This window comes from Mycobacterium sp. NGS41, assembly GCF_059812725.1.
The window spans coordinates 40,131-65,406 of the sequence record NZ_JCALDF010000028.1 but is presented as its reverse complement, the minus strand read 5'-3'; the positions used below and the strand labels follow the sequence as shown (position 1 = coordinate 65,406).

The following is a 25,276-nucleotide window of genomic DNA, read 5'->3' as shown; positions in this document are numbered from 1 at the left end:
GTCGCGCCAAGGCGCGGGCCTCGATTTGCGCCCTGCGGAAGATCGGATCGTCGGCATTTCGCCGTTCGAACACCTTCAGCGCCACCCGGTTTCCGCTCGCGGTGTCCTCGGCTTCGTATACCTCGCAGCGGCCCCTCGCGACCAGTCGCATCGGCCGGTATTTTCCCAGTTGCTCAAGCATTGCGTTCGCTCCGATGCGTGCGTTATCCCCGGACAGGCTAACCGCCCCACCTACGGCAGCGGACCGCTTCGCCGGATGCCCGCCAGCTTGGGCGCAGGTTTCGCGGCTCCTCAGCGGCCCGTGCTGGGCGGCCGGGCTAGGCTCTTCGGTCGTGTCCCAGATCTCCCGCGACGAGGTGGCTCACCTGGCCCGGCTGGCCCGGCTGGCGTTGACCGATGCCGAGTTGGACAGCTTCGCCGGCCAACTGGACGCCATCCTGACCCACGTCAGCCAGATCCAGGCCGTCGACGTCACCGGCGTCGAAGCCACCGACAACCCGCTCAAAGATGTCAACGTCACCCGCCCGGACGAGACGGCGCCGTGCCTGACGCAGCAGGAGGCGCTGTCGCAGGCGCCCGAAGCCGCTGAGGGCCGCTTCGTCGTTCCCCAAATCCTCGGGGAGAGCCAGTGACGGACCCACTGAATGACATCCTGCGAGCTGACGCGGCGACACTGGCCGCCCAGATCGCGACCAAGGAGCTGTCGTCCGTCGAGATCACCCAGGCCTGCCTGGACCAGATCGCCGCAACCGACGACCGCTACCACGCCTTTTTGCACGTGGCTGCCGATGAGGCGTTGAGTGCCGCGACCGCGGTCGACAAGGCGCTGGCCGCCGGCGAGCGGCTCCCCTCGGCGCTGGCCGGGGTGCCGCTGGCGCTCAAGGACGTGTTCACCACCGTCGACATGCCGACCACCTGCGGCTCCAAGATCCTGCAGGGCTGGCGATCGCCCTACGACGCCACGCTGACCGCGCGCCTGCGGGCGGCCGGGATGCCGATCCTGGGCAAGACCAACATGGACGAGTTCGCGATGGGCTCGTCGACCGAGAACTCCGCCTACGGCCCGACCCGCAACCCATGGAACGTCGACCGGGTCCCGGGTGGCTCCGGCGGGGGCAGCGCGGCAGCGCTGGCCGCATTCCAGGCACCGCTGGCCATCGGGTCTGACACCGGCGGTTCCATCCGCCAGCCCGCCGCGCTGACCGCGACCGTCGGCGTCAAACCCACCTACGGCACCGTTTCCCGCTACGGGCTGGTGGCCTGTGCGTCGTCGCTGGACCAGGGTGGCCCGTGCGCGCGCACCGTGCTGGACACGGCGCTGCTGCATCAGGTCATTGCCGGCCACGACGCGCGCGACTCCACGTCGGTCGACGCCGAGGTGCCTGACGTCGTCGGCGCCGCGAAGGCCGGCGCGGAAGGTGACCTGAAAGGCGTTCGGGTCGGGGTGGTGCGCCAACTCCACAGCGGCGAGGGCTACCAGCCGGGAGTGCTGGCCTCGTTTGAGGCGGCAGTGCAACAGCTGACCGCGCTGGGCGCGGAGGTCAGTGAAGTCGACTGCCCACACTTCGACCACGCCCTGGCCGCCTACTACCTGATCCTGCCGTCGGAGGTGTCGAGCAACCTGGCCCGCTTCGACGCGATGCGCTACGGGCTGCGGGTCGGCGACGACGGCACCCACAGCGCCGAGGAGGTGATGGCGTTGACCCGGGCCGCCGGTTTTGGGCCAGAAGTCAAGCGGCGCATCATGATTGGCGCCTACGCATTGTCTGCGGGCTACTACGACGCCTACTACAACCAGGCTCAGAAGGTGCGCACCTTGATCGGCCGCGACCTCGACGAGGCCTACCGATCCGTCGACGTGCTGGTGTCGCCGGCGACGCCGACCACCGCATTCCGGCTGGGCGAGAAGGTTGACGATCCGCTGGCGATGTACCTGTTCGACCTGTGCACGCTGCCGCTGAACCTGGCCGGTCATTGCGGCATGTCGGTGCCCTCGGGGTTGTCCCCAGACGATCAGCTTCCAGTGGGATTGCAGATCATGGCGCCGGCATTGGCCGACGACCGGCTCTACCGGGTGGGAGCGGCCTACGAGGCCGCCCGCGGTTCGTTGCCGACTGCGATATAGCGGCGAGCAGACGCAAAATCTCCTTGAAACGTGCTGTTTCGGGCGATTTTGCGTCTGCTCACCCCATCGAACTGGCGGCAGGGCAAGATGAGGGCATGCGGATCGGAATTCTCACCGGAGGCGGTGACTGCCCTGGCCTCAACGCCGTCATCCGAGCGGTGGTGCGCACCTGCGGCGCTCGGTACGGCTCGTCGGTGGTCGGATTCCAGGACGGGTGGCGCGGGCTGCTGGAAAACCGTCGCATCCAGTTGCACAACGACGACCGCAACGACCGGCTGCTGGCCAAAGGCGGAACCATGCTGGGCACCGCGCGTGTGCATCCCGACAAGCTTCGGGCCGGATTGCCCCAAATTATGCAGACCCTGGACGACAACGGCATTGACGTGCTCATCCCGATCGGCGGTGAAGGCACGCTGACCGCGGCGCACTGGCTTTCGGAGGAGAACGTTCCGGTGGTTGGTGTGCCCAAGACCATCGACAACGACATCGACTGCACCGACGTGACTTTCGGCCACGACACCGCGTTGACGGTAGCCACCGACGCCATCGATCGGTTGCACAGCACCGCCGAATCCCACCAGCGGGTGATGCTGGTGGAGGTGATGGGCCGGCATGCGGGCTGGATCGCGCTGAACTCCGGGCTGGCTTCCGGCGCGCACATGACGCTGATCCCGGAACAGCCCTTCGACGTCGAGGAGGTGTGCCGACTCGTCAAGCGCCGCTTCCAGCGCGGGGATTCGCATTTCATCTGTGTGGTAGCGGAGGGCGCCAAGCCCGTTGCGGGCTCGATCCAGTTGCGCGAAGGCGGGCTTGACGAATTCGGTCATGAGCGTTTCACCGGCGTGGCCGCGCAGCTGGGCGTCGAGGTGGAGAAGCGGATTAACAAGGACGTCCGGGTGACCGTGTTGGGTCACGTGCAGCGCGGCGGTACGCCGACCGCTTATGACCGGGTGCTGGCCACCCGGTTCGGGGTCAACGCCGCCGACGCCGCCCATGCCGGCGAATACGGCCAGATGGTGTCGCTGCGCGGACAGGACATTGGTCGGGTGCCGCTGGCCGATGCGGTGCGCCAACTCAAGCTGGTACCGCAAAGCCGCTACGACGACGCCGCCGCCTTCTTCGGGTAGGGCGTCAGACTTGTTGGCTCGTTGGTGAATTCGAGCAGTTTGTTCTTTCGGCGGCAGGCGGCGTTAGCTTTGTCACATCTGTCCCGCTAGTCACTGGGGATTGGGTCTGTGTTCTGCCGGCCTCTTACTGGCGTTCAGTGTGTACTGACGGCTTTCGGTGTGAACGTATGGCGTTCCGTGTGAAGCTGGGGCGGGGATCGGCGAGAATTTCCGCCCAGGATTCCCGCCCAAAGCCAAGGATTCACGCCCAACGCCCAGGATTCCCGCCCAAGCCCAGGACCACGAATGTCGCAGCGACAAAATCAACCGACCCGTGCGCCCGGACACGAATTGTCGCTGGGAGCCGGACAAATTGGTATGTGCGGTATTTCCTGTGACGCATGGGATCAACTTCGCCTGCTTCGCGTCAACCACGTCGCCCGGCAGCGCCCGCGCGGCCGACCATTAGGATCGACCGCATGACAGTTGCCAGAGCGGAACTGCTGGACTACGACGAGGTCATCGCACGCTTTGATCCGGTGCTCGGGCTCGAAGTGCACGTCGAACTGAACACCGTGACCAAAATGTTCTGCGGCTGCGCCACCGCATTCGGCGCCGAACCCAACACCCAGGTGTGCCCGGTGTGCCTGGGCCTGCCCGGTTCCCTGCCGGTGCTCAACCGGGCCGCCGTCGAGTCGGCGATCCGCATCGGATTGGCGCTGAACTGCGAGATCGTCCCGTGGTGCCGCTTCGCCCGGAAGAACTACTTCTACCCGGACATGCCAAAGAACTATCAGATCTCACAGTACGACGAGCCGATTGCCATCAACGGCTACCTCGAAGCACCGCTTGACGACGGCACCACCTGGCGGGTGGAGATCGAGCGGGCACACATGGAGGAAGACACCGGCAAGCTAACCCATCTCGGCAGTGAGACCGGCCGCATCGAAGGCGCCACGGCTTCCCTGATCGACTACAACCGTGCCGGTGTCCCGCTGATCGAAATAGTCACCAAACCCATCGTGGGGACCGGCGAACGGGCGCCGCAAATCGCCCGCGCCTACGTGACGGCGCTGCGAGACCTGTTGCGTGCGCTGGATGTATCCGATGTCCGGATGGACCAGGGCTCGATGCGTTGTGACGCCAATGTATCGCTCAAACCCAGTGGTGCAACCGAATTCGGCATCCGCACCGAAACCAAGAACGTCAACTCGCTGAAAAGTGTTGAGGTCGCGGTGCGTTACGAAATGCAGCGGCAAGCCGCCGTCCTCACCTCCGACGGCCGGGTTATTCAGGAGACCAGACACTTCCACGAGGCCGGCTACACCAGCCCGGGCCGCGTCAAGGAGACCGCACAGGACTACCGCTATTTCCCCGAGCCGGATCTGGAGCCCGTCGCCCCCAGCCGTGAGCTGGTCGAGCAACTGCGCCAGAGCATTCCTGAGCTACCGTGGTTGAGCCGCAAGCGGATTCAGCAGGAGTGGGGTGTCTCCGACGAGGTGATGCGCGATCTCGTCAACGCGGGCGCGGTCGAATTGGTCACCGCGACCGTGACGCACGGAGCCTCCAGCGAATCGGCACGCGCCTGGTGGGGAAACTTCCTGGTGCAGAAGGCCAACGAGGCCGGTATCGGACTGGACCAACTTGCCATCACCCCCGCGCAGGTTGCCGAGGTGGTGGCACTCGTCGACAAGGGCAAGCTGTCCAACAAACTCGCCCGCCAGGTGGTGGAGGGCGTGCTGGCCGGGGAGGGCGAACCCGAAGAGGTGATGACCGCCCGCGGCCTCGAACTGGTCCGCGACGACTCGGTGACACAGGCCGCCGTCGACGAGGCTTTGGCCGCCAATCCCGATGTGGCGGAGAAGATTCGCGGCGGCAAGGTAGCCGCGGCGGGCGCGATCGTCGGCGCGGTGATGAAGGCCACCCGCGGTCAGGCCGACGCGGCGCGGGTACGCGAACTCGTCCTGGCCGCCTGCGGCCAGGGCTGACCGCAACGATGGGTGAACCGTTCGAGGACCTGATGTCCAAGCTGGACTATCCGATGTTCGTGGTGACGACCCAGGCCGACGGTCACCCATCGGGCTGCCTGGTCGGCTTCGCCACCCAAACCAGCATCCAGCCGCAGCGATTCCTGGTCGGGATGTCCAAAACCAACCACACCTTCGTGGTGGCGAGTCGATCCGGCCACCTCGCGGTGCACCTGTTGTCGCGACAGCAGCACGAACTTGCCGAACTGTTCGGCGGACAAACAGGCGACCAGATCGACAAGTTCGAGCGCTGCTCGTGGCGCCAAGGCCCCGAGGGGATGCCGATTCTCGACGATGCGATCGCATGGTTCGTCGGCAGGACACTGGATCGGATCGACGTCGGAGATCACGTGGGCTACCTTTTGGAACCCGTCAGTGTCTGGGCTCCCGAGAGCTCCGAAGAGCTGCTCTGCCTCTCCGACGTCGGCGACATCGAACCGGGCCACGGGGCCTAAGAGCGCTAACCGAGCTACGTCTTGTCGTCGTTGCTGCGCGGGAAGCCGCCGCCGGACGGGAACAGCGGAAACACCACGTCGTCGAGCTTCTCGGCGTCACCGGCGGTCTTGTTGACGGTCGCGCTCCAGACGTTTCCGTCTGGCGACATCTTCAACGCCCACGCGTGTCCGTGCGTCTCCTTGCGGACGACGTCGGGGTCACCGGTGACGGCACCCGTCGACTTGGCCAGCCGGACCGCCACGGTCAGCTTGGTGTTGATCAGGTTGACCAGCACCACTCCGTCCATGGCCGCGCACCCGGCCACGCCCGGCTTGGCCGGCCACGCCCACACCGTGGAGACCTCTGATTTCTTGGTGATTCGCTGCAACCGGTCCGCCGTAGGCGTGCGGTCGAGGACATACAGCGAGCCATCGACCGGATCCATGCACAGGCCACCGCCCGAACCGACACCGGACAGCGCCGTCGTCGGCGGGGCCTGCCCGACGGTGGTCGGCTGCTCGATGCGCAGCACCTTGCCCGCCAGCGAAGCGGGATCGGCGGCCTGCGCGGGGTTGCCGGCATCACCAGTCAGAACGACCAGCGTGGTGGGACTGGTGAAGATCAAAGCTCCGGTGTTACCCGTGGCCCCCTTCGGGATCCCGGTCAGGATCTCCTTCGGGATATCGCCGTCCGCTATGCGGATGACCCGGTTATCGGTGGGAGTGCTGATGTAGGCGTACATCAGCCGGTCTTGCTTGTAGGTGGGCGATCGCACGATGTCCATCAAGCCGCCATCGCCGGACGGGTCGACCGGGATGACCATCTTCACTTTCGGCTCGGCGCTGAGCGAGATCTCCTTGATCGCGCCGGTCATGCGCTCGGCTACCAGCGCGGTCTTGCTGTCGATGCCCATGATCAACCCGCTGGTGCTCTCCAGACAGCCCTGCATAACCCCCGGTGCCGGGCATTCCTTCGGGAAAGGTACGGCGGGCAGCGGCGGCGGGGGAGGCGTCGAAGTGGGCTGCGGCTTGAGCACCGGATTCGTGGTGAACGGCTGCGATTGGGCGTCGTTGAACCGCGCGCACCCACTCAGCACCAGCGCTGCTGCACACAGCGCGGTCAGTGCGCACCGAGCCGACCGCCGTATCCGCATGACCGACAGGCTACGGACTTTGCGGACACCGCCGCCACATACCCGGGTGCGTGCCCGGCTCACTTTCGGGCCGATCTGCGCTCGGCTGGTGGGCGAACTGCTGAATTGTCTGGTGAAAGCGCCGCTCAAATCCCAGATTCAGGCCAAATTGCCCTTACCCTGGCACGAGTGACCAGTCAAACGCATGACTCGAGTTGGCGGCGGCCGGGTGATCTCCCGGAATCGACGCCGGGACGCCCCGCTTCGGCAAGTCTGGTCGACCCCGAGGATGACCTGACACCAGTCGGCTATCCAGGCGAATTTGGCACCACCACCGACATCCCGACGTACCAGGCCGGTACTTCGGGCGTCTCTGGGTCGATGCACAACCTGATGGACTCGCCCGAGCCGCTGCCGTATGCCTTCAACCCGCCGCAACCTGCACAAACGGCGGAGCCGGCGGCGATCGATTCGGACACGGACCACGATCGCCACCTTGACGTGGGTCGTCGCGGCACCCAGCATCTTGGCCTGCTGCTACTGCGCGTCGGCCTGGGCGTGGTGCTGGGCGCTCACGGCCTACAGAAGCTGTTCGGCTGGTGGGGCAGCCACGGCATGGCCGGCTTCAAGAGCTCCCTGTCCGACGTCGGCTACCACCATGCCGACGTCCTGGCGTATGTGAGCGCCGGCGGGGAGATCGTCTCGGGCGTGCTGCTGGTGCTGGGTTTGTTCACCCCGGTGGCCGCGGCGGGGGCGCTGGCGTTCCTGATCAACGGTTTGCTCGCCACGATCTCGGTCAAGCCGCACTCGCACAATTTCTCGTTCTTCCTGCCCGACGGGCATGAATACCAGATCACCCTGATCGTCGTCGCCATGGCGGTGATCCTGTGCGGCCCCGGCCGCTACGGCCTCGACGCCGGCAGGGGCTGGGCGCATCGGCCGTTCATCGGGTCTTTCGTAGCCCTGCTGAGCGGTATCGGCGCCGGCATCGCCGTATGGATGCTGCTCAACGGCGGGAATCCCGTCGGCTGACCCGATTACCGATACGGGTTGGGAACCCGGCCCGAGCTGACTTCGGTCAGCTGGGGCAACGTCGCGAAAGTGACCGCGGGCAACCGCAGCTCTGCGCCGCTTTTCAGTCGGGCGCGAGCCCAGGATCCCTTGCTGAAACGCAGCCCTTCGATGTCGTCCCAGCTGACGGTCTGGTGCCCCAGCAGTTTTCGCACGGTCACACCCCGCTCGTCGGCGACGGTGCGGAGCCGGACGATCAACGTCGACAACAGCACCGGGATGACGAGCAGGGGTGCGCTGAGCGGCCAGGCCAGCACCGGCACCAGCAACCCGAGGGTGAAGAATCCGACGGCCAGGTGCGCGATCGGTGACACCCGAAGTACCACCGGCGATTCAGCAACCACGTTCGCATCATTCCACTCATTCCACCCGTTCCAAGGGGGGCATCCGGGTCGCTCCCGATGCCGAGTGCGCGGCACCGGATTTGACTGCTGAACTGTGCGAAGGCTACCGTCGAACGCTATGGATACCGCCGGAAAGCCCGGAATGCTCGTAGTAATTGGTCGGCGCGTTGGTGCCTGACTAGCCCAATCGAGCACCAACGCGACCCTCGTGCAGCAGCAGAGCTGACGGGGGTTTTTTGTTGCCCCGAGATGTGAGGACCGAAGAAGACAGTGAGCGCACCCGCCAAGCCACACGCCCAGCCGCCGGGGGCCAATGGCGCGCCAGCTACGGCCAAACCAGCCGCAAAGCCCGCGAGCCAGCCGAAACGCATTGCCCCCGAGCAACTTACCGGTGCACAGTCGGTAGTCCGGTCATTGGAGGAACTCGGCGTCGACGTCATCTTCGGCATTCCTGGCGGCGCCGTGCTGCCGGTGTATGACCCCCTGTTCGACTCGCAGCGGCTCCGCCACGTGCTGGTCCGCCACGAGCAGGGCGCCGGTCACGCCGCCAGCGGCTACGCGCACGCCACCGGCAGGGTTGGCGTGTGCATGGCCACCTCCGGACCCGGCGCCACCAACCTGGTGACGCCGCTGGCCGACGCGCAGATGGACTCCGTGCCCGTGGTCGCCATCACCGGCCAGGTCGGACGGGGGCTGATCGGGACCGATGCTTTCCAGGAGGCCGACATCTCGGGCATCACCATGCCGATCACCAAGCACAATTTCCTGGTCCGCTCCGGCGACGACATTCCCCGGGTGCTGGCCGAGGCCTTCCACATCGCGGCGAGTGGACGTCCTGGGGCTGTTCTCGTTGATATCCCCAAGGACGTGCTGCAGGGCCAGTGCACGTTCAGCTGGCCGCCCCGCATGGACCTGCCCGGCTACAAGCCGAACACCAAGCCGCACAGCCGGCAGGTGCGCGAGGCCGCCAAGCTGATCGGGGCCGCCCGCAAACCGGTGCTCTACGTCGGCGGCGGCGTCATCCGCGGCGATGCGACCGAGCAGCTGGCCGAACTGGCCGAACTGACCGGTATCCCGGTGGTCACCACGCTGATGGCGCGGGGCGCATTCCCGGACAGCCACCCGCAGAACCTGGGCATGCCCGGCATGCACGGCACCGTGGCGGCGGTGGCGGCGCTGCAGCGCAGCGATCTGCTGATCGCGCTGGGCACCCGCTTCGACGACCGGGTGACCGGCAAGCTCGAGTCGTTCGCGCCGGAGGCCAAGGTCATCCACGCCGACATCGACCCGGCCGAAATCGGGAAGAACCGGCACGCCGACGTGCCCATCGTCGGCGACGTTCGGGCCGTCATCGCCGATCTCATCGCGATGCTGCGTCACTACGGGGACGCCACCCCGGACATGACCGAATGGTGGGCATATCTGGACAGCGTTCGGTCCACCTATCCGCTGAGCTACGGCCCGCAGAGCGACGGCAGCCTGAGCCCGGAGTACGTGATCGAAAAATTGGGTGAGATCGCCGGGCCCGACGCCGTCTACGTCGCGGGCGTGGGCCAGCACCAGATGTGGGCGGCGCAGTTCATCAAGTACGAGAAGCCGCGCACCTGGCTGAACTCCGGCGGCCTGGGCACCATGGGTTTCGCGATCCCGGCGGCCATGGGTGCCAAGATCGCTTGCCCGGACGCCGAGGTCTGGGCGATCGACGGCGACGGCTGCTTCCAGATGACCAACCAGGAACTGGCCACCTGCGCCATCGAGGGAGCACCGATCAAGGTGGCGGTGATCAACAACGGCAACCTGGGCATGGTGCGCCAGTGGCAGAGCCTGTTCTATCAGGAGCGCTACTCGCAAACCGACCTTGCCACGCATTCCCACCGCATCCCGGACTTCGTCAAGCTGGCCGATGCGCTGGGCTGTGTCGGATTGCGTTGCGAGCGTGAAGAAGACGTCGTCGACGTGATCAACCAGGCGCGCGCGATCAACGATCGCCCGGTGGTGATCGACTTCGTCGTCGGCGCCGACGCGCAAGTGTGGCCGATGGTGGCCGCCGGCACCAGCAACGACGAAATCCAGGCCGCCCGCGGCATCCGCCCGTTGTTCGACGACATCACCGAGGGCCACGCCTGATGAACAGCGCACACGCACAAAAAACGCACACGCTGTCGGTGCTGGTCGAAGACAAGCCGGGTGTGCTGGCGCGGGTCGCGGCGCTGTTCTCGCGGCGTGGTTTCAACATCGAGTCGTTGGCGGTGGGTGCCACCGAGCAGAAGGACATGTCGCGGATGACGATCGTGGTCTCCGCCGAGGAGACTCCGCTCGAGCAAATCACCAAGCAGCTCAACAAGCTGATCAACGTCATCAAGATCGTCGAGCAGGACGACGACAACGCGATGTCCCGCGAGCTGGCCCTGATCAAGGTGCGTGCCGACGCCGGTACTCGCAGCCAGGTGATCGAGGCGGTGAATTTGTTCCGCGCCAAGGTCATTGATGTATCGCCGGACGCGCTCACCGTCGAGGCGACCGGTGACCGCGGCAAGCTCGAAGCACTGCTGCGGGTATTGGAGCCGTTCGGTATCCGCGAAATCGCCCAATCCGGAATGGTGTCGCTGTCCCGCGGCGCCCGGGGCATCGGCACCGCCAAGTAACTGACAAGGAGAAATTCAACAGTGGCATTGGAAATGTTCTACGACGACGACGCGGATCTATCGATCATCCAGGGCCGCAAGGTCGGTGTGATCGGATACGGCAGCCAGGGGCACGCACACTCGTTGAGCCTGCGGGACTCGGGCGTGCAGGTGCGCGTCGGGCTCAAGGAGGGTTCGAAGTCGCGGGCCAAGGTTGAGGAGCAGGGCCTGACGGTCGACACCCCCGCCGAGGTCGCCAAGTGGGCCGACGTGATCATGCTGCTGGCACCCGACACCGCCCAGGCCGACATCTTCAAGAACGACATCGAGCCCAACCTCAAGGACGGCGATGCGTTGTTTTTCGGTCACGGCCTCAACATCCACTTCGACCTGATCAAGCCGCCCGCTGATGTCACCATCGCGATGGTCGCCCCGAAGGGCCCTGGCCACCTGGTGCGTCGCCAGTTCGTCGACGGCAAAGGGGTGCCTTGCCTGATCGCCGTCGACCAGGACCCGACCGGCAACGGTGAAGCGCTGGCCCTGTCCTACGCCAAGGCCATCGGCGGCACCCGCGCCGGGGTCATCAAAACCACCTTCAAGGACGAGACCGAAACCGATCTTTTCGGCGAGCAGGCCGTATTGTGCGGTGGCACAGAGGAATTGGTGAAGACCGGGTTCGACGTGATGGTCGAGGCGGGCTACCCGCCGGAGATGGCCTACTTCGAGGTGCTGCACGAGCTCAAGCTGATCGTCGATCTGATGTACGAGGGCGGCATCGCGCGGATGAACTACTCGGTGTCCGACACCGCGGAGTTCGGCGGCTACCTGTCCGGTCCGCGGGTCATCGACGCCGACACCAAGCAGCGGATGCGCGACATCCTGCGCGACATCCAGGACGGCAGTTTCACCAAGAAGCTGGTGGCCAACGTCGAGGGCGGCAACAAGCAGCTCGAGCAGCTGCGCAAGGAGAACGCCGAACACCCCATCGAGGTCACCGGCAAGAAGCTGCGCGATTTGATGAGCTGGGTCGACCGGCCCATCACCGAGACGGCTTAGCTCTTCCGCACTCTTCCGCCGAAAGTGAAGCTGTTGCGAACTTTCCGGCCATTTCTCGCAACAGTTTCACTTTCGGCGCGGGGGATTACCGCGCGAGGCGGCCCGCCGTCTGCACCACCCGGCGCGCCATGTGGTCGAGCGCGTTGACCGTGGCCTCGTCGAACTCGTGGATGTTGTCGTGGGTGGATACCAGACTCACCCCGTACGGGTTGCCGTCGACGAACTTGACCGGATCGGTGTATCCCGGCGGCACGATGATGCCGCCGAAGTGCATCAGCGTGATGTACAGCGACAACAGTGTGGTCTCCTGGCCGCCATGCAGCGTGTTGGACGACGTGAACGCCGCATACACCTTGTCGGCGAGCTTGCCTTCGGACCACAAACCGCCGAGCGAGTCGAGGAAGTCGCGCAACTGTGACGCAACCGAGCCGAACCGGGTGGGCGAGCCGAAGATCACCGCGTCGGCCCAGACGATGTCGTCGCCGGTTGCCGTCGGAAGGTCTTTGGTCGCTTCGTAGTTCGCCGTCCACGCAGGATTCCTGGCGAACGACTTCGGGTCGCGTGTTTCGGCGACGTGCCGCACCCGGACTTCGGCGCCTGCCGCCTCGGCCGTCGCAGCCACACGCTTGGCCATCGAGGTGCCGTGACCGGTGGCCGAGTAGTAGATGATCGCGAGTTTCGTCACGGAGCCATACTAGGCAGCTCCGTGATACCGAATTCGCGGCGCAGCAGCGTGCGCGCGGCGTAGTAGCCGGCCATGCCGTGCACGCCGCCGCCGGGCGGGGTTGCCGCCGAACACAGATACACCCTGGGAACCGGTGTGCTCCAAGGGTTCAGCCGCGGAGTGGGTCCGGCAATTGCACGCCAAGCGTTGTTTCCGCCCACCCCGATGTCGCCGCCGACGTAGTTGGCGTTGTGTCGGGACATTTGTGCGGCGGGCACGGCGCGAGCCGCCACGACGATGTCGCGGAAGTCGGGTGCGAACCGCTCGACCACCCCCACCACTGCCTCGGTTGCATCGAGCGGGGAACCCGACGGTACGTGGGCGTAAGTCCAGAACGGACGGCGGCCCTGGCCGTCTATGCGGCCTGGATCGCAGACATGCGGTGCGGAGGCCAGCACCATCGGCCACTCGGCGTGGCGTCCGGCCGCAACGTCTGCCTCGGCACGCGCCATCTGCTCGCGGGTGCCGCCGAGATGAAATGTCGGGACCTGCCGCAGTCTTGGGTCCGACCACGGAATGTCGTCGCTGAGCACGAAGTCGACTTTGGCAACTCCCGGCCCGAATCGGTAGCGGCGCAACGCTTTAGCATATCGAGACGGAAGCGCGTCACCGTAGACCCCCAGCAGCGCGGTGGGCGCGGTGTCGAACGCGACCACTGAGCCCGGCGGACCCGGTGGAGAAGTGACTTCGACGTCGGCGGTCAGCTCGCCGCCGTGCGCGCGCAGGTCGGCGATCAGGGCATCGCTGATCGCACGGGTGCCGCCCACCGGAATGGGCCAGCCGACCGCATGGGCGAGGATGGACAGCATCAAACCGGCGCCGGCCGCCGCGAGTGACGGCATCCGTGAAATCACATGCGCGGCAACGCCGGTGAACAATGCGCGGGCATCCTCGCCGATCAGCGTCCCCCACGCCGGGGTTCCCTGCGCCAGCGTCGCCAGCCCGAGACGCAGCGCGGGCAATGCCGAACGGGGCACCGAACGCTTGTCGCCGAGCAGCAATCCCACTACCGCCTGCCATTCGGACACCAACGGGCCCAGCAGGCGCCGCCAGGACGCGCCGTGGGCCAGCTCGGCGCAGGTGCGCTCGAGATCGAGGTACGCGATTGCCGCCGGACGCCCCGGCAGTGGGTTTCCGTAGGCGATCTCGGGTACCTGCAGCTGCACCCCGCGTGCGGGCAGGTCGAACTCCGCGAAGAACGGCGACGCCAGCGCCAGCGGGTGAACCGCCGAGCACACGTCGTGTAAGACTCCGGGATATTCGACGTCGGCCGCGGTACGGGCGCCGCCGCCAAAGGTCGGCTGAGCTTCGAGGACCTGGACCTTCAGCCCCGCACGGGCGCAGATTACGGCTGTGGCGAGCCCGTTGGGCCCGCTGCCGACGACGGTGACGTCCACCCTGCGATGGTAAGGACCCTGCGGTCAGGTCAGGTCAGGTCAGGGCGCACCCCCAGCACCGGTTGCCGGACCTCGCCGTTGCTGAATTCCGGGCACCACGGTCGGTGACCGCGGACGTCGGCCCATACCAGCTGCAGGGCGTGCAGCTGACGGCCGTAGAACGCCACTGCCACGCCCATATGCACGTCGGGATGCTCCACCTGGACCACTGCCAGCATCGGCCCATCAGTTATCGAGATCCATTCGCCGGGCACCGGTCGTCCGCCATTTATCAGATACTCGGCGACCGTGTTGAGCAGCCGGGCCGTCGGCTGCGGCGGAAGGCCGGTCACCAACAGCTCGGGCAGGCCATGTTCGTGCAAGCCGACCGTGTAGGCGTAGGGCGCGCAGTCACTCTCGACGTATTGCACCGCCCAACCGCGTTTTGACTTTGTTTTCTCAATCTCCGCGAACCACTCGTCAACGGTGCTCCCGGGGTGATCGCACATCCAGCACATGGGTGCCGTCCCTTCTCTCGTCGGACTTACCGTCACCATGCACCCGGGTACCGACAACCCCGACCGGCCGCTCCCGCGGCTTGCGTCCAGATTGACGTCAGCGCGAAAAAGGCCGAGTGGGCCGCACGCTAACGTCGATCTCGGCGTAGTTTTCCGCCCGGCTACGCCCGATGGCGGTGACCCGCAGCGCCCGGCTCCGCCGCGCTCGCGATCACCGCTACGCTGGCCGCGTGAACCTGCCTGTTGTATTAATCGCCGACAAACTCGCCCAATCAACCGTTGCCGCCCTGGGAGACCAGGTCGAGGTGCGCTGGGTAGACGGTCCCGACCGAGAGAAGCTGCTGGCCGCGGTGCCTGAGGCCGACGCGCTGCTGGTGCGGTCGGCCACCACTGTCGACGCTGAGGTGTTGGCAGCGGCCTCCAAGCTGAAAATCGTCGCCCGCGCCGGAGTGGGGCTGGACAACGTGGACGTGGATGCCGCCACCGCACGCGGCGTGTTGGTGGTCAACGCGCCGACGTCGAACATCCACAGCGCCGCCGAACACGCCCTGGCCCTGCTGCTGGCCGCGTCCCGGCAAATTCCGGCGGCCGACGCCTCGCTGCGCGAACACGCCTGGAAGCGGTCTTCCTTCTCAGGCACCGAGATCTTCGGCAAGACCGTCGGCGTCGTGGGGTTGGGCCGGATCGGCCAGCTGGTTGCCCAGCGGATCGCGGCCTTCGGCGCCCACGTCGTCGCCTACGACCCATATGTGTCAGCTGCGCGCGCCGCGCAGCTCGGCATCGAACTGCTGTCCCTCGACGAGCTGCTGGCCCGGGCCGACTTCATTTCCGTGCATCTGCCCAAGACGCCCGAGACCGCAGGCCTGATCGACAAGGAGGCGCTGGCCAAGGCCAAGCCCGGCGTGATCATCGTCAACGCCGCGCGCGGCGGCCTGGTGGACGAGGCGGCACTGGCGGAAGCGATCACCAGCGGACATGTGCGCGCCGCCGGTATCGATGTGTTCGCCAGCGAGCCCTGCACTGACAGCCCGCTATTCGAGCTCCCGCAAGTGGTGGTCACTCCGCATCTGGGGGCGTCAACCGCCGAGGCACAGGATCGAGCCGGCACCGACGTGGCCGAGAGTGTGCGGCTGGCGCTGGCCGGGGAGTTCGTGCCCGACGCGGTCAACATCGGGGGCGGGGTGGTCAACGAAGAGGTGGCGCCCTGGCTGGATCTGGTGCGCAAGCTCGGAGTGCTGACCGCCGCGCTGTCCGACGAATTGCCGGCATCGCTATCGGTGCAGGTTCGTGGTGAGCTGGCCGCCGAAGATGTTGAGGTGCTGAAGCTTTCGGCTTTGCGCGGCTTGTTCTCGGCGGTCATCGAGGATGCCGTGACGTTCGTCAACGCGCCGGCACTGGCCGCCGAACGTGGCGTTTCCGCCGAGATCAACAAGGCCTCCGAAAGCCCGAACCACCGCAGCTTGGTCGACGTCCGGGCGGTCGCCGCCGACGGGTCCGTGGTCAATGTGGCCGGCACGCTGTCCGGGCCGCAGGAGGTGCAAAAGATCGTGCAGATCAACGGCCGCAACTTCGATCTGCGTGCTCAGGGCACCAACCTGGTGATTAACTACGCCGACCAGCCGGGAGCGTTGGGCAAGATCGGCACCCTGCTCGGCGCCGCCGGGGTGAACATCCAAGCCGCGCAGCTGTCCGAGGACGCTGAGGGCCCCAGCGCCACGATCCTGTTGCGGCTGGACCAAAACGTGCCAGACGACGTCCGTTCGGCGATCAGCGCGGCGGTGGGGGCCAACATGCTCGAAGTGGTTGATCTGTCGTGAAACTGGCGGTTATCGCGGGCGACGGGATCGGTCCGGAGGTAACTGCCGAGGCGATCAGGGTGCTCGATGCCGTCCTGCCCGGTGTGCAGAAGACCGACTATGACCTGGGCGCTCGCCGGTATCACGCCACCGGCGAGGTGCTACCGGACTCGGTGGTCCCCGAGCTGCGCCAGCACGACGCGATTCTGCTCGGCGCCATCGGTGACCCGTCGGTCCCCAGCGGCGTCCTGGAGCGAGGCCTGTTGCTACGACTGCGCTTCGAGCTGGATCATCACGTCAACCTTCGGCCCGGGCGGCTATACCCCGGGGTGAGCAGCCCGCTCGCCGGAAAGCCTGACATCGACTTCGTGGTGGTGCGCGAGGGCACCGAAGGTCCGTACACCGGCAATGGCGGCGCAATTCGCGTCGGCACGCCCAACGAAGTCGCGACCGAGGTCAGCGTGAACACCGCCTTCGGCGTGCGCCGAGTGGTAGTCGACGCGTTCGAGCGGGCCCTGCGGCGTCGCAAACACCTGACGTTGGTGCACAAGAACAATGTGCTGGCGTTCGCCGGGAAGCTGTGGTCACGCATCGTGGCCGAGGTCGGCGAAGAATATCCCGACGTCGAAGTGGCATATCAACATGTCGACGCTGCGACGATCTTCATGGTCACCGACCCCGGACGGTTCGACGTGATCGTCACCGACAACCTGTTCGGCGACATCATCACGGACTTGGCCGCGGCGGTCTGCGGCGGAATCGGCTTGGCCGCCAGCGGAAATATCGATGCGACACGGACAAATCCGTCGATGTTCGAGCCGGTGCATGGCAGCGCGCCGGATATCGCCGGGCAGGGCATCGCCGATCCCACCGCGGCGATCATGTCGGTCGCGCTGCTGCTGGCCCATCTTGGCGAGGACGAGGCAGCCGCCAGGGTGGATCGGGCCGTCGCGACGTATCTGGCAACTCGCGGCGACGAGCGGCTGGCCACCCGCGCCATCGGCGAACGAATTGCCGCCGCGCTCTAACCTTGCTCACTTGGGGAACGGGCCGTCGAGGCCTGCCTGGCGCGGGAGCGAATAGCTTGCCGCCAGCGATGTCGGCGAATCGACTGCCGTCGCGCTCTGGTCTCCAATCCGGGCGGTAGCAGTCGGATCGGCACAAATGGCACCGCGATCAGCGGGAACAATCCGCACAGCGCCCACGCGGGCGGGTACCTGGCGGCGCTGATCAACGCGCCGAAGAGCGGGGGACCGGCGGCCGCCATGAGCCGCTGCGTGGTGTTCTGGACGCCCAGCGCGCGTCCGCTCCAGAACGGCCCGGCGAACTCGGTGATCGCCGTTGCCTCAAGCCCGTTGTCGAGCACCGCGATCACCGAGATAAGGATCATGAGCGGCACCTCGTAACGCGAACCCTGGTGATCGGCGTAGGCCAGCAGGAACAGGGTCAGGGCGGCGCCGGCGGCGATGACGGCGACGGGCTGCATTCGCGAGCCGATCCGATCAGACCAGCGGCCGACCAGAATACGGCCAAGCGCGCCGAGCAGCTGAGAGATCGTCATCACCCCACCGGCGGCGGCGATGGACCAGTGGTCGTTTCTGACCAGCCAGACGAGCATGAACGTCACGGTCACCGTCTGCGGCATCATCAGCAGCGCCGATACCACGTGGATTCGCCATAGCACCGACGACCCGCGATAGGGGCTGGCCAGTTCCTGCTCGGTGGCCGTCGCACGCGATTTGCGCGGCGGGTCTACGACGCCGACGAGGCTGACCACCGCGGCTACCGCGCACGCGATCGCCGGGAACATCAGGCCGGCGCGAGCGCCATGTTCGGCCAGCTTTGGGATGACCAGCGCGCCGAGGGCGATTCCAAGTGGCTGTGCGGTCTGGCGGATTCCCATGGCCAGGCCGCGCTGCTCCGGTGGAAACCAGCCTGACACCAGTCGCCCGCCGGCACTGTTACAGCTGGCGGTGGCCATGCCACCGAGAAACAGGAAAACGCCGATCCACAGCAGTGAATGCATGGATGCTGCGGCGTAGGCCGCCGCCGCGGTCAGGGCCGAGCCGACCGTCATGACGATCCGCTCACCCAGGCGGTCGAGTACGTAGCCCCACGCGACCAGGGTGACGACCATGCCCCAACTGGGCATCGACGCCAACAGACCTGCCTGTGTCAGCGGGGTTCCGCGCGCGGCTTCCAGCCGGGGGATCAAAAAAGCTGGACCGTTGATGAAGACAAACGAACTCGCCGTCACTGCCAGCGAGACGATGAGGATCCGCCAGCGTGCGCCCGTAGTCAGCGGGCCCGTGTCGGTCGGGTCCTTTGGCATCCGCTCATGCTCGCATGTGACACGCGCGGCTCAAAGGCGACTGTCGGTAAGAGTGCTGGATTGCGAGTGCCCCGCTGCACCCGGCTACGCCGCCCTCGCGACCCTCGCTGTGCTGATGGCGAGGGCCTGCTGCGGCCGGCTGCGCCGGCCTGACAACCCTCGCTGTGCTGATGGCGGCGCTCCTCGTCGGGCCGATCCGGCCCGAATCGTCGCCGCCGCTAGGCTCAACCGAATGCGCCTTGGTCGAATCGCCAGCCCAGACGGCGTCGCCTTCGTCAGCATCGAGGGAGACCCGGACGATTCCGGCGGGATGACTGCCCGCGAGATCGCTGAGCATCCGTTCGGCACGCCGACCTTCACCGGCCGATCCTGGCCCTTGGCCGATGTCCGGCTGCTGGCCCCGATCCTGGCCAGCAAGGTCGTCTGCGTCGGCAAGAACTACGCCGACCACATCGCCGAAATGGGTGGCGCAACCGGATCAGCGCCCGCGGATCCGGTGGTTTTCCTCAAACCCAATACCGCGATCATCGGACCGAACGTGCCGATTCGCCTGCCCGCCAACGCATCACCCGTCCACTTCGAGGGCGAATTGGCGATAGTGATCGGCCGGGCGTGCAAAGACGTCACAGCCGCCCAAGCCGCTGAGAACATCCTCGGTTACACCATCGCCAATGATGTGTCGGCGCGCGATCAGCAGCAGTCGGACGGCCAATGGACCCGGGCCAAAGGCCACGACACCTTCTGCCCGGTCGGGCCGTGGATCGTCACCGACCTGAATCCTCTCGACTCGGCCGACCTCGAGCTGCGCACCGAGGTCAACGGCGAAGTCAAACAGAACAGCCGCACCTCGTTGATGATTCACGACGTCGGCGCCATCGTCGAATGGATTTCGGCGGTGATGACGTTGCTGCCCGGTGACCTCATTCTCACCGGAACACCTGCCGGTGTCGGTCCTCTCGAGGACGGTGACACCGTTGCGATAACTGTGCAGGGTATCGGTACTCTGACCAATCCCGTAGTCCGCAAAGGAAAGTCGTGACCGCATCTGACCAAGTCCGGGTCCGGTTCTGTCCGTCGCCAACCGGCACTCCGCACGTCGGCATGGTCCGCACCGCGTTGTTCAACTGGGCCTACGCCCGTCACACCGGCGGCACCTTCGTGTTCCGCATCGAGGACACCGACGCCGAACGAGACAGGGAGGAAAGCTATCTGGCGCTGCTCGACGCGTTGCGCTGGCTCGGCCTGAACTGGGACGAGGGGCCCGGGGTCGGCGGACCGTACGGCCCCTACCGGCAGTCGGAGCGCACCGAAATCTACCGTGACGTGGTCGACCGGCTGCTGGCGGCAGGAGAGGCCTACTACGCGTTCTCGACATCGGAAGAGGTTGAAGCCCGCCACATCGCGGCAGGACGCAATCCCAAACTGGGCTATGACAATTTCGATCGTCAGCTGACCGACTCGCAGCGCGCGGCATACCTGGCGGAGGGTCGTCAGCCGGTGGTGCGGTTACGGATGCCCGACGAAGACCTCCGTTGGAATGATTTGGTGCGTGGGACCACCACGTTCGCGGGCGGCACGGTGCCCGATTTCGCGCTGACCCGCGCGAGCGGAGATCCCTTGTATACCTTGGTCAACCCGTGCGACGACGCGTTGATGAAGATCACGCACGTGCTGCGCGGCGAGGACCTGCTGCCGTCGACTCCGCGGCAGCTGGCGCTGTATCAGGCGCTGATCCGAATCGGGGTCGCGGAGCGTATTCCGGAATTCGCCCATCTCCCAACGGTGTTGGGCGAGGGAACGAAGAAACTTTCGAAGCGCGACCCGCAGTCGAATCTTTTCGCCCATCGTGAACGCGGTTTCATCCCCGAGGGGCTGCTGAATTATCTTGCGCTGCTCGGCTGGTCGATCGCCGACGATCGCGACCTGTTCAGCCTCGACGAGATGGTGGCCGCCTTCGACGTCGCCGACGTCAACTCCAACCCCGCACGGTTCGACCAGAAAAAGGCCGACGCGCTCAACGCCGAACACATCCGGATGCTCGACCCCGACGATTTCACCACCAGGCTGCGCGACTACTTGGATGTGCACGGCCACCACATCGATTTAGACGACGCGCGATTCGGCGTGGCGGCTCAGTTGGTGCAGACCCGCATCGTCGTCCTCGGTGACGCGTGGGATCTGCTGAAATTCCTCAACGACGACCAGTACGCAATCGACCCCAAGGCCGCCGCCAAAGAGCTGGGACCCGACGGGGACCGAGTGCTCGACGCCGCGCTGGCCGCGCTGGACGGCGTGGCGGACTGGACCGCGGCAAATATCGACACCGCTCTCAAGTCGGCGCTGATCGAGGGTCTGGGTCTGAAGCCGCGCAAGGCGTTCGGCCCGATCAGGGTTGCGGCGACGGGAACCTCGATCAGCCCGCCGTTGTTCGAATCACTCGAGCTGCTGGGCCGTGACCGCAGTTTGCAGCGGCTGCGGGCCGCCGTCGGCCGCCAGCACTGATGGCACTGAATGAGGAGTGCGCGTCGAGTCTTTGGTAGTCTGCACGTCGGCCCACAACGGCGGGCAGCGGCGTTCGCAGGACTCGGTTGAGGTCCGCGAAAGCGGTCTGACCAGCGGTTTTAGGCAGCCAATGGGGTATGGTGTAATTGGCAACACAGCTGATTCTGGTTCAGCCATTCTAGGTTCGAGTCCTGGTACCCCAGCAAAGTTCGTGTTGTTGTGAGCAGCCGCTAAGGCCAGTCCAAGCGATTAGGTGGCCCTTTCCGGGTGAGATATGCTGACTGCTCGGATCGGTTCTGGCCCCGTCGTCTAGCGGCCTAGGACGCCGCCCTCTCACGGCGGTAGCGTGGGTTCGAATCCCATCGGGGCTACAAAACCGAGCAGACGCAGAATCCCCCAATTTCGTGCCGAAACGGGGGATTCTGCGTCTGCTCGCCGTTGCTAGTCGTCAGCCGACCGCAGGCGCGGTGGAGCCGCCCACCGGCATGTGCGGCAAGCCGAGCTTGCGATGATCCCACGAGCGGGCCCGCCGGCTGACAATCCGCACGCCGACGCGCTTGTTCATCATCTGGTCGACCATCGGCTTCAAATCGTCGGTGTACGGACCGGTATAGCGCTCCCACACACTGACCCCGACCCGATGTAATGCGTCGGGGTCATCGACGATCTCCGCAACGCCTTCGAAGGACACGCCGCGCAGCGTGTCATAGGTATCGCCGTCCTCGATCATGAAGCTAACCCGCGGATCGCGTTTGAGATTGACCGCTTTCTGCGACTTTGCCTTGGTCTCCAGCCAGACTTCGTCGTCGACCACGGCGTACCACATCGCCGTCAAATGGGGTTGGCCGTCAGGACCAATGGTGGCAAGGGTGCCAGTACGGCTCTTGACGACGAAATCGATGATTTCGGCCTCGGACATGACGATGCTCGCGCGCTGGTTGGTTCCCATGGCGTCAGTTTGTCAGGCCGTCTGCATCGACTCTGCAGTGGTGGCATCCATCCTGCGGCCAGGGGCGGGTTTCGGCGATGCACCCGCCCTGGATGCAGTCTCGACGCCCAGGACCGAAGCGCCGATCAAAGCCGACGAGTGAGCGCGTCGGCCGCGGCCACCAAATCGGCTGCCCAACGTACGCCGGGACGTCGCCCCATCCGGTCGATGGGTCCAGATACCGAGATCGCAGCAATCACCGCACCGCGGCCGTCGCGCACCGGCGCCGACACACTGGCGACCCCGGGCTCGCGCTCGGCAACGCTTTGCGCCCATCCGCGCCGGCGCACTTCAGCCAGCACCCGGCCGGTGAATTTCGCCGTCGGCAACACGGCCGCCTGGATGGCCGCGTCGCTGTGGGCCAATAGGACTTTCGCGCCCGAGCCAGCCGTCATCGGCAGTCGTGCACCAACAAGGACCGTATCGCGAAGGCCTGCAGGCGGTTCCACTGCGGCAATGCAGACCCGCGAAATGCCCTCTCGACGGTACAACTGCACGCTTTCGCCGGTGGTCTCGCGCAGCTGGGGCAACACCGCTGAACTCGCCGCCAGCAGCGGATCGTCGACGTGTGCCGCGAGCTCGGTGACCGCGGGCCCAAGGCACCACCTGCCCTCGTCGTCGCGGCCCAGCAGGCGATGAAACTCACAGGCGGCCGCCAACCGGTGCGCGGTGGCCCTGGGCAAGCCGGTTCTCTCACACAATTCGGCCAGACCGCACGGAGATTCCGCGATGGTGTGAAGTATGTCCACGGCTTTGTCGAGCACGCCGATACCGCTATGCTGTCTCACAAGGAGATACTAGCGTCTCGCATTTTGAGATCCAATCCAGATGCCCGGCGAGCCGCGAAAGACCGAACAGAGGCGACTTCGAGATGGAATCCACTACCGGCAAGCCGCGCACGCTGGCCGAGAAGGTCTGGGACGACCACGTTGTGGTAGGAGGCAAGGATTTACAGAAGGGCACAGCGCCCGACTTGATCTACATCGATTTGCATCTGGTGCACGAGGTGACCAGTCCGCAGGCGTTCGACGGCCTGCGCCTGGCGGGCCGCCCGGTCCGCCGGCCCGACCTGACGCTGGCCACCGAGGATCACAACGTGCCCACCATCGACATCGACAAGCCGATCGCCGACCTGGTGTCGCGAACCCAGGTGGAGACATTGCGCCGGAACTGCGCGGAATTCGGTGTCCGGCTATATCCGATGGGTGATATCGAGCAGGGCATCGTGCATGTCGTGGGACCGCAACTGGGTCTCACCCAACCGGGCATGACGGTCGTTTGTGGCGACAGTCACACCTCTACCCATGGCGCATTCGGCGCGCTGGCGATGGGTATCGGAACCTCGGAGGTTGAGCACGTGCTCGCCACCCAGACGCTGCCGCTGCGCCCGTTCAAAACCATGTCGGTCAATGTCGATGGCCAGCTGCCCGACGGCGTGACGGCCAAGGACATCATTTTGGCGTTGATCGCCAAGATCGGTACCGGCGGCGGACAGGGTCATGTCATCGAATATCGGGGCAGCGCCATCGAATCGCTGTCCATGGAAGGGCGGATGACGGTCTGCAACATGAGCATCGAAGCCGGCGCCCGTGCCGGCATGGTTGCTCCCGACCAGACCACCTACGAGTTCCTGCGCGGCCGCCCGCACGCTCCGACGGGTGCGCAGTGGGACACCGCCGTCGCGTACTGGGAGCAGTTGCGCACCGACGCCGGAGCCGTCTTCGACACCGAGGTCTATCTCGATGCCACCTCGTTGAGCCCCTTCGTCACCTGGGGCACCAACCCCGGCCAGGGCGTGCCGTTGGCCGCGGCCGTGCCGGATCCCGAGCTGATGGCCGACGACGCCGCGCGTCAGGCCGCCGAGAAAGCATTGGCATACATGGACCTTCGACCTGGAACGGCGATGCGCGATATCGCGGTCGACGCCGTGTTCGTCGGATCCTGCACCAACGGTCGCATTGAAGATCTGCGGGTGGTGGCCGACATATTGCGCGGCAACCAGGTGGCGCCAGGGGTGCGGATGCTGGTGGTGCCGGGTTCGATGCGGGTGCGCGCGCAGGCCGAAGCCGAAGGGCTGGGTGAGGTTTTCACCGCCGCAGGTGCCGAATGGCGGCAGGCGGGATGCTCAATGTGCCTGGGGATGAACCCCGATCAACTTGCACCCGGGGAGCGGTGTGCCGCCACGTCCAACCGCAATTTCGAAGGGCGGCAGGGCAAGGGAGGCCGGACACACCTGGTGTCCCCGGCTGTCGCCGCCGCCACCGCGGTTCGCGGCACACTGTCCGCGCCGGCCGACTTGAACTGAACTACCCGACAGACCCAGAGGACGAAACCAATATGGAAGCCTTTCACACCCACACCGGGATCGGCGTGCCGCTGCGGCGGTCCAACGTCGACACCGACCAGATCATCCCTGCGGTCTTTCTGAAGCGCGTAACCCGAACCGGTTTCGACGACGGCTTGTTCGCCACCTGGCGATCGGATCCGTCATTCGTGCTAAACCTCAGCCCTTTTGACAAGGGCTCGGTCTTAGTCGCTGGACCCGATTTCGGCACCGGGTCGTCGCGTGAGCATGCGGTGTGGGCGCTCATGGACTACGGGTTCCGGGTCGTCATCTCATCTCGATTCGGTGACATTTTCCGGGGCAACGCGGGCAAGTCGGGTCTGTTGGCTGCCGAAGTTTCTCAAGAGGGTGTCGAACTACTTTGGAAGCTCATCGAGCAGAGTCCGGGATTGGAAATCACTGCCAATCTTCAAGATCGAAATATCACCGCGGGAACAGCGGTGCTGCCGTTCAAGATTGACGATCACACCGCGTGGCGACTGCTCGAAGGACTTGACGATATAGCCCTTACGCTGCGGAAACTCGACGAGATCGAGGCATTCGAGGCGACTTACCCGGACTGGAAACCGCGCACTTTGCCCACCTCCTGACTCCTCGGAGAGCGGCGAATTCGCCTCCGCCGCGGCGACCACACCGGGCCGATTTCTCGGCTGCGCCACCGATCAAGGGCGGCAACCGGATTGCGAAAATTCTGATTGCTGGTGCCTGAAATTGCGCGTGGCTCTTGGAAATCAAGTGGGTAAGGGTTTACCGTGTCTGCTAGTCGGTTCCGAAAC

Annotated in this window: 23 protein-coding genes, 2 tRNA genes and 1 pseudogene; 18 read left to right on the top strand and 8 right to left on the bottom strand. The window is 65.8% G+C overall.

Annotated elements, in window-relative coordinates; all coding sequences use genetic code 11:
• The first annotated feature begins 332 nt into the window (after positions 1 to 332).
• From gatC to AC5Y21_RS20905, 5 genes are all read left to right on the top strand, one after another.
• A complete protein-coding gene (gene gatC / locus AC5Y21_RS20925) occupies positions 333 to 632 on the top strand; it encodes an Asp-tRNA(Asn)/Glu-tRNA(Gln) amidotransferase subunit GatC (RefSeq protein ID WP_499915111.1) in 300 nt (99 codons plus the stop codon).
• Positions 633 to 640: 8 nt separating this feature from the next.
• Positions 641 to 2,125: an Asp-tRNA(Asn)/Glu-tRNA(Gln) amidotransferase subunit GatA gene (gatA, locus tag AC5Y21_RS20920; protein WP_499915117.1), complete on the top strand. Its 1,485-nt coding sequence runs from the start codon at positions 641 to 643 to the stop codon at positions 2,123 to 2,125.
• Between the two features lie 95 nt (positions 2,126 to 2,220).
• Entirely contained in the window at positions 2,221 to 3,252 is a 1,032-nt protein-coding gene (locus tag AC5Y21_RS20915) for an ATP-dependent 6-phosphofructokinase (protein ID WP_499915110.1), read from the top strand.
• A 458-nt stretch (positions 3,253 to 3,710) separates the two neighbouring features.
• Positions 3,711 to 5,219 carry an Asp-tRNA(Asn)/Glu-tRNA(Gln) amidotransferase subunit GatB gene (gene gatB, locus AC5Y21_RS20910; RefSeq protein ID WP_499915109.1) on the top strand — a complete coding sequence of 503 codons (1,509 nt, stop codon included), beginning with the start codon at positions 3,711 to 3,713 and terminating at the stop codon, positions 5,217 to 5,219.
• Positions 5,220 to 5,227: 8 nt separating this feature from the next.
• Entirely contained in the window at positions 5,228 to 5,713 is a 486-nt protein-coding gene (locus AC5Y21_RS20905) for a flavin reductase family protein (protein ID WP_499915108.1), read from the top strand.
• Between the two features lie 14 nt (positions 5,714 to 5,727).
• Here AC5Y21_RS20905 and AC5Y21_RS20900 read toward each other — a convergent pair whose 3' ends face one another.
• Complete coding sequence (locus tag AC5Y21_RS20900; protein ID WP_499915107.1) at positions 5,728 to 6,846, bottom strand: PQQ-dependent sugar dehydrogenase; 1,119 nt, start codon at positions 6,844 to 6,846, stop codon at positions 5,728 to 5,730.
• Between AC5Y21_RS20900 and AC5Y21_RS20895 the strand changes: the two genes are divergently transcribed.
• A complete protein-coding gene (locus tag AC5Y21_RS20895) occupies positions 6,845 to 7,018 on the top strand; it encodes a hypothetical protein (RefSeq protein WP_499915106.1) in 174 nt (57 codons plus the stop codon). The genes AC5Y21_RS20900 and AC5Y21_RS20895 overlap by 2 nt on opposite strands.
• The gene (locus AC5Y21_RS20890) at positions 7,015 to 7,857 is read left to right on the top strand and encodes a DoxX family protein (protein WP_499915105.1); all 843 of its coding nucleotides are present in this window, start codon (positions 7,015 to 7,017) and stop codon (positions 7,855 to 7,857) included. Before AC5Y21_RS20895 ends, AC5Y21_RS20890 begins: the two co-directional genes overlap by 4 nt.
• A gap of 5 nt (positions 7,858 to 7,862) precedes the next feature.
• On the opposite strand, the gene AC5Y21_RS20885 is transcribed toward AC5Y21_RS20890, so the two are convergent.
• A complete protein-coding gene (locus AC5Y21_RS20885) occupies positions 7,863 to 8,240 on the bottom strand; it encodes a PH domain-containing protein (RefSeq protein ID WP_499915104.1) in 378 nt (125 codons plus the stop codon).
• A gap of 270 nt (positions 8,241 to 8,510) precedes the next feature.
• On the opposite strand from AC5Y21_RS20885, the gene AC5Y21_RS20880 reads away from it, so the two are divergent.
• Genes AC5Y21_RS20880 through ilvC form a run of 3 tightly spaced genes read left to right on the top strand, consistent with a single transcriptional unit; the run spans position 8,511 to position 11,920 of the window.
• Positions 8,511 to 10,367, top strand: a complete 1,857-nt coding sequence (locus AC5Y21_RS20880) for an acetolactate synthase large subunit (protein WP_499915103.1) — start codon at positions 8,511 to 8,513, stop codon at positions 10,365 to 10,367.
• A complete protein-coding gene (gene ilvN, locus AC5Y21_RS20875; RefSeq protein ID WP_499915102.1) occupies positions 10,367 to 10,885 on the top strand; it encodes an acetolactate synthase small subunit in 519 nt (172 codons plus the stop codon). Before AC5Y21_RS20880 ends, ilvN begins: the two co-directional genes overlap by 1 nt.
• Positions 10,886 to 10,918: 33 nt before the next feature.
• Positions 10,919 to 11,920: a ketol-acid reductoisomerase gene (gene ilvC / locus AC5Y21_RS20870; RefSeq protein WP_499915116.1), complete on the top strand. Its 1,002-nt coding sequence runs from the start codon at positions 10,919 to 10,921 to the stop codon at positions 11,918 to 11,920.
• Positions 11,921 to 12,005: 85 nt separating this feature from the next.
• Here the strand turns inward: ilvC and wrbA are convergent, their stop codons facing one another.
• The 3 genes from wrbA to AC5Y21_RS20855 are packed head-to-tail and all read right to left on the bottom strand — an operon-like array spanning position 12,006 to position 14,529.
• Complete coding sequence (wrbA, locus tag AC5Y21_RS20865; RefSeq protein WP_499915101.1) at positions 12,006 to 12,605, bottom strand: NAD(P)H:quinone oxidoreductase; 600 nt, start codon at positions 12,603 to 12,605, stop codon at positions 12,006 to 12,008.
• Positions 12,602 to 14,041 (bottom strand): phytoene desaturase family protein, encoded by a 1,440-nt coding sequence (locus tag AC5Y21_RS20860; protein WP_499915100.1) that lies wholly within the window; start codon positions 14,039 to 14,041, stop codon positions 12,602 to 12,604. Before AC5Y21_RS20860 ends, wrbA begins: the two co-directional genes overlap by 4 nt.
• A gap of 29 nt (positions 14,042 to 14,070) precedes the next feature.
• On the bottom strand, positions 14,071 to 14,529 hold the full coding sequence (locus AC5Y21_RS20855; RefSeq protein WP_499915099.1) for a DUF4262 domain-containing protein: 459 nt from the start codon (positions 14,527 to 14,529) through the stop codon (positions 14,071 to 14,073).
• A gap of 239 nt (positions 14,530 to 14,768) precedes the next feature.
• Between AC5Y21_RS20855 and serA the strand changes: the two genes are divergently transcribed.
• Together serA and AC5Y21_RS20845 are read left to right on the top strand one after the other, a co-directional pair.
• The gene (gene serA / locus AC5Y21_RS20850) at positions 14,769 to 16,355 is read left to right on the top strand and encodes a phosphoglycerate dehydrogenase (RefSeq protein ID WP_499915098.1); all 1,587 of its coding nucleotides are present in this window, start codon (positions 14,769 to 14,771) and stop codon (positions 16,353 to 16,355) included.
• Positions 16,352 to 17,362 carry a 3-isopropylmalate dehydrogenase gene (locus AC5Y21_RS20845; protein WP_499915097.1) on the top strand — a complete coding sequence of 337 codons (1,011 nt, stop codon included), beginning with the start codon at positions 16,352 to 16,354 and terminating at the stop codon, positions 17,360 to 17,362. The genes serA and AC5Y21_RS20845 overlap by 4 nt, the downstream gene beginning before the upstream one ends.
• Here AC5Y21_RS20845 and AC5Y21_RS20840 read toward each other — a convergent pair.
• Positions 17,349 to 18,666: pseudogene (locus tag AC5Y21_RS20840) on the bottom strand (MFS transporter); the annotation flags it as partial. The gene AC5Y21_RS20845 and the pseudogene AC5Y21_RS20840 overlap by 14 nt on opposite strands.
• 232 nt (positions 18,667 to 18,898) lie before the next feature.
• On the opposite strand from AC5Y21_RS20840, the gene AC5Y21_RS20835 reads away from it, so the two are divergent.
• The 4 genes from AC5Y21_RS20835 (at position 18,899) to AC5Y21_RS20820 (ending at position 21,539) form a co-directional block, all read left to right on the top strand.
• On the top strand, positions 18,899 to 19,705 hold the full coding sequence (locus AC5Y21_RS20835; RefSeq protein ID WP_499915096.1) for a fumarylacetoacetate hydrolase family protein: 807 nt from the start codon (positions 18,899 to 18,901) through the stop codon (positions 19,703 to 19,705).
• Positions 19,702 to 21,168, top strand: a complete 1,467-nt coding sequence (gltX, locus tag AC5Y21_RS20830) for a glutamate--tRNA ligase (protein ID WP_499915095.1) — start codon at positions 19,702 to 19,704, stop codon at positions 21,166 to 21,168. The genes AC5Y21_RS20835 and gltX overlap by 4 nt, the downstream gene beginning before the upstream one ends.
• 131 nt (positions 21,169 to 21,299) lie before the next feature.
• Positions 21,300 to 21,371 (top strand) — tRNA-Gln (locus AC5Y21_RS20825).
• 95 nt (positions 21,372 to 21,466) lie between these two features.
• Positions 21,467 to 21,539: transfer RNA gene (locus tag AC5Y21_RS20820), tRNA-Glu, on the top strand.
• Between the two features lie 77 nt (positions 21,540 to 21,616).
• On the opposite strand, the gene AC5Y21_RS20815 is transcribed toward AC5Y21_RS20820, so the two are convergent.
• Both AC5Y21_RS20815 and AC5Y21_RS20810 read right to left on the bottom strand, forming a co-directional pair.
• Positions 21,617 to 22,117, bottom strand: coding sequence for a PPOX class F420-dependent oxidoreductase (locus AC5Y21_RS20815; protein ID WP_499915094.1), 501 nt, complete (start codon positions 22,115 to 22,117; stop codon positions 21,617 to 21,619).
• A gap of 125 nt (positions 22,118 to 22,242) precedes the next feature.
• Positions 22,243 to 22,944, bottom strand: a complete 702-nt coding sequence (locus AC5Y21_RS20810) for an IclR family transcriptional regulator (protein ID WP_499915093.1) — start codon at positions 22,942 to 22,944, stop codon at positions 22,243 to 22,245.
• 83 nt (positions 22,945 to 23,027) lie between these two features.
• Here AC5Y21_RS20810 and leuC point away from each other — a divergent pair, with 83 nt between their 5' ends.
• Positions 23,028 to 24,461, top strand: coding sequence for a 3-isopropylmalate dehydratase large subunit (gene leuC, locus AC5Y21_RS20805; RefSeq protein WP_499915092.1), 1,434 nt, complete (start codon positions 23,028 to 23,030; stop codon positions 24,459 to 24,461).
• Positions 24,462 to 24,493: 32 nt separating this feature from the next.
• Positions 24,494 to 25,090: a 3-isopropylmalate dehydratase small subunit gene (leuD, locus tag AC5Y21_RS20800; RefSeq protein WP_499915091.1), complete on the top strand. Its 597-nt coding sequence runs from the start codon at positions 24,494 to 24,496 to the stop codon at positions 25,088 to 25,090.
• Positions 25,091 to 25,276 lie beyond the last annotated feature (186 nt).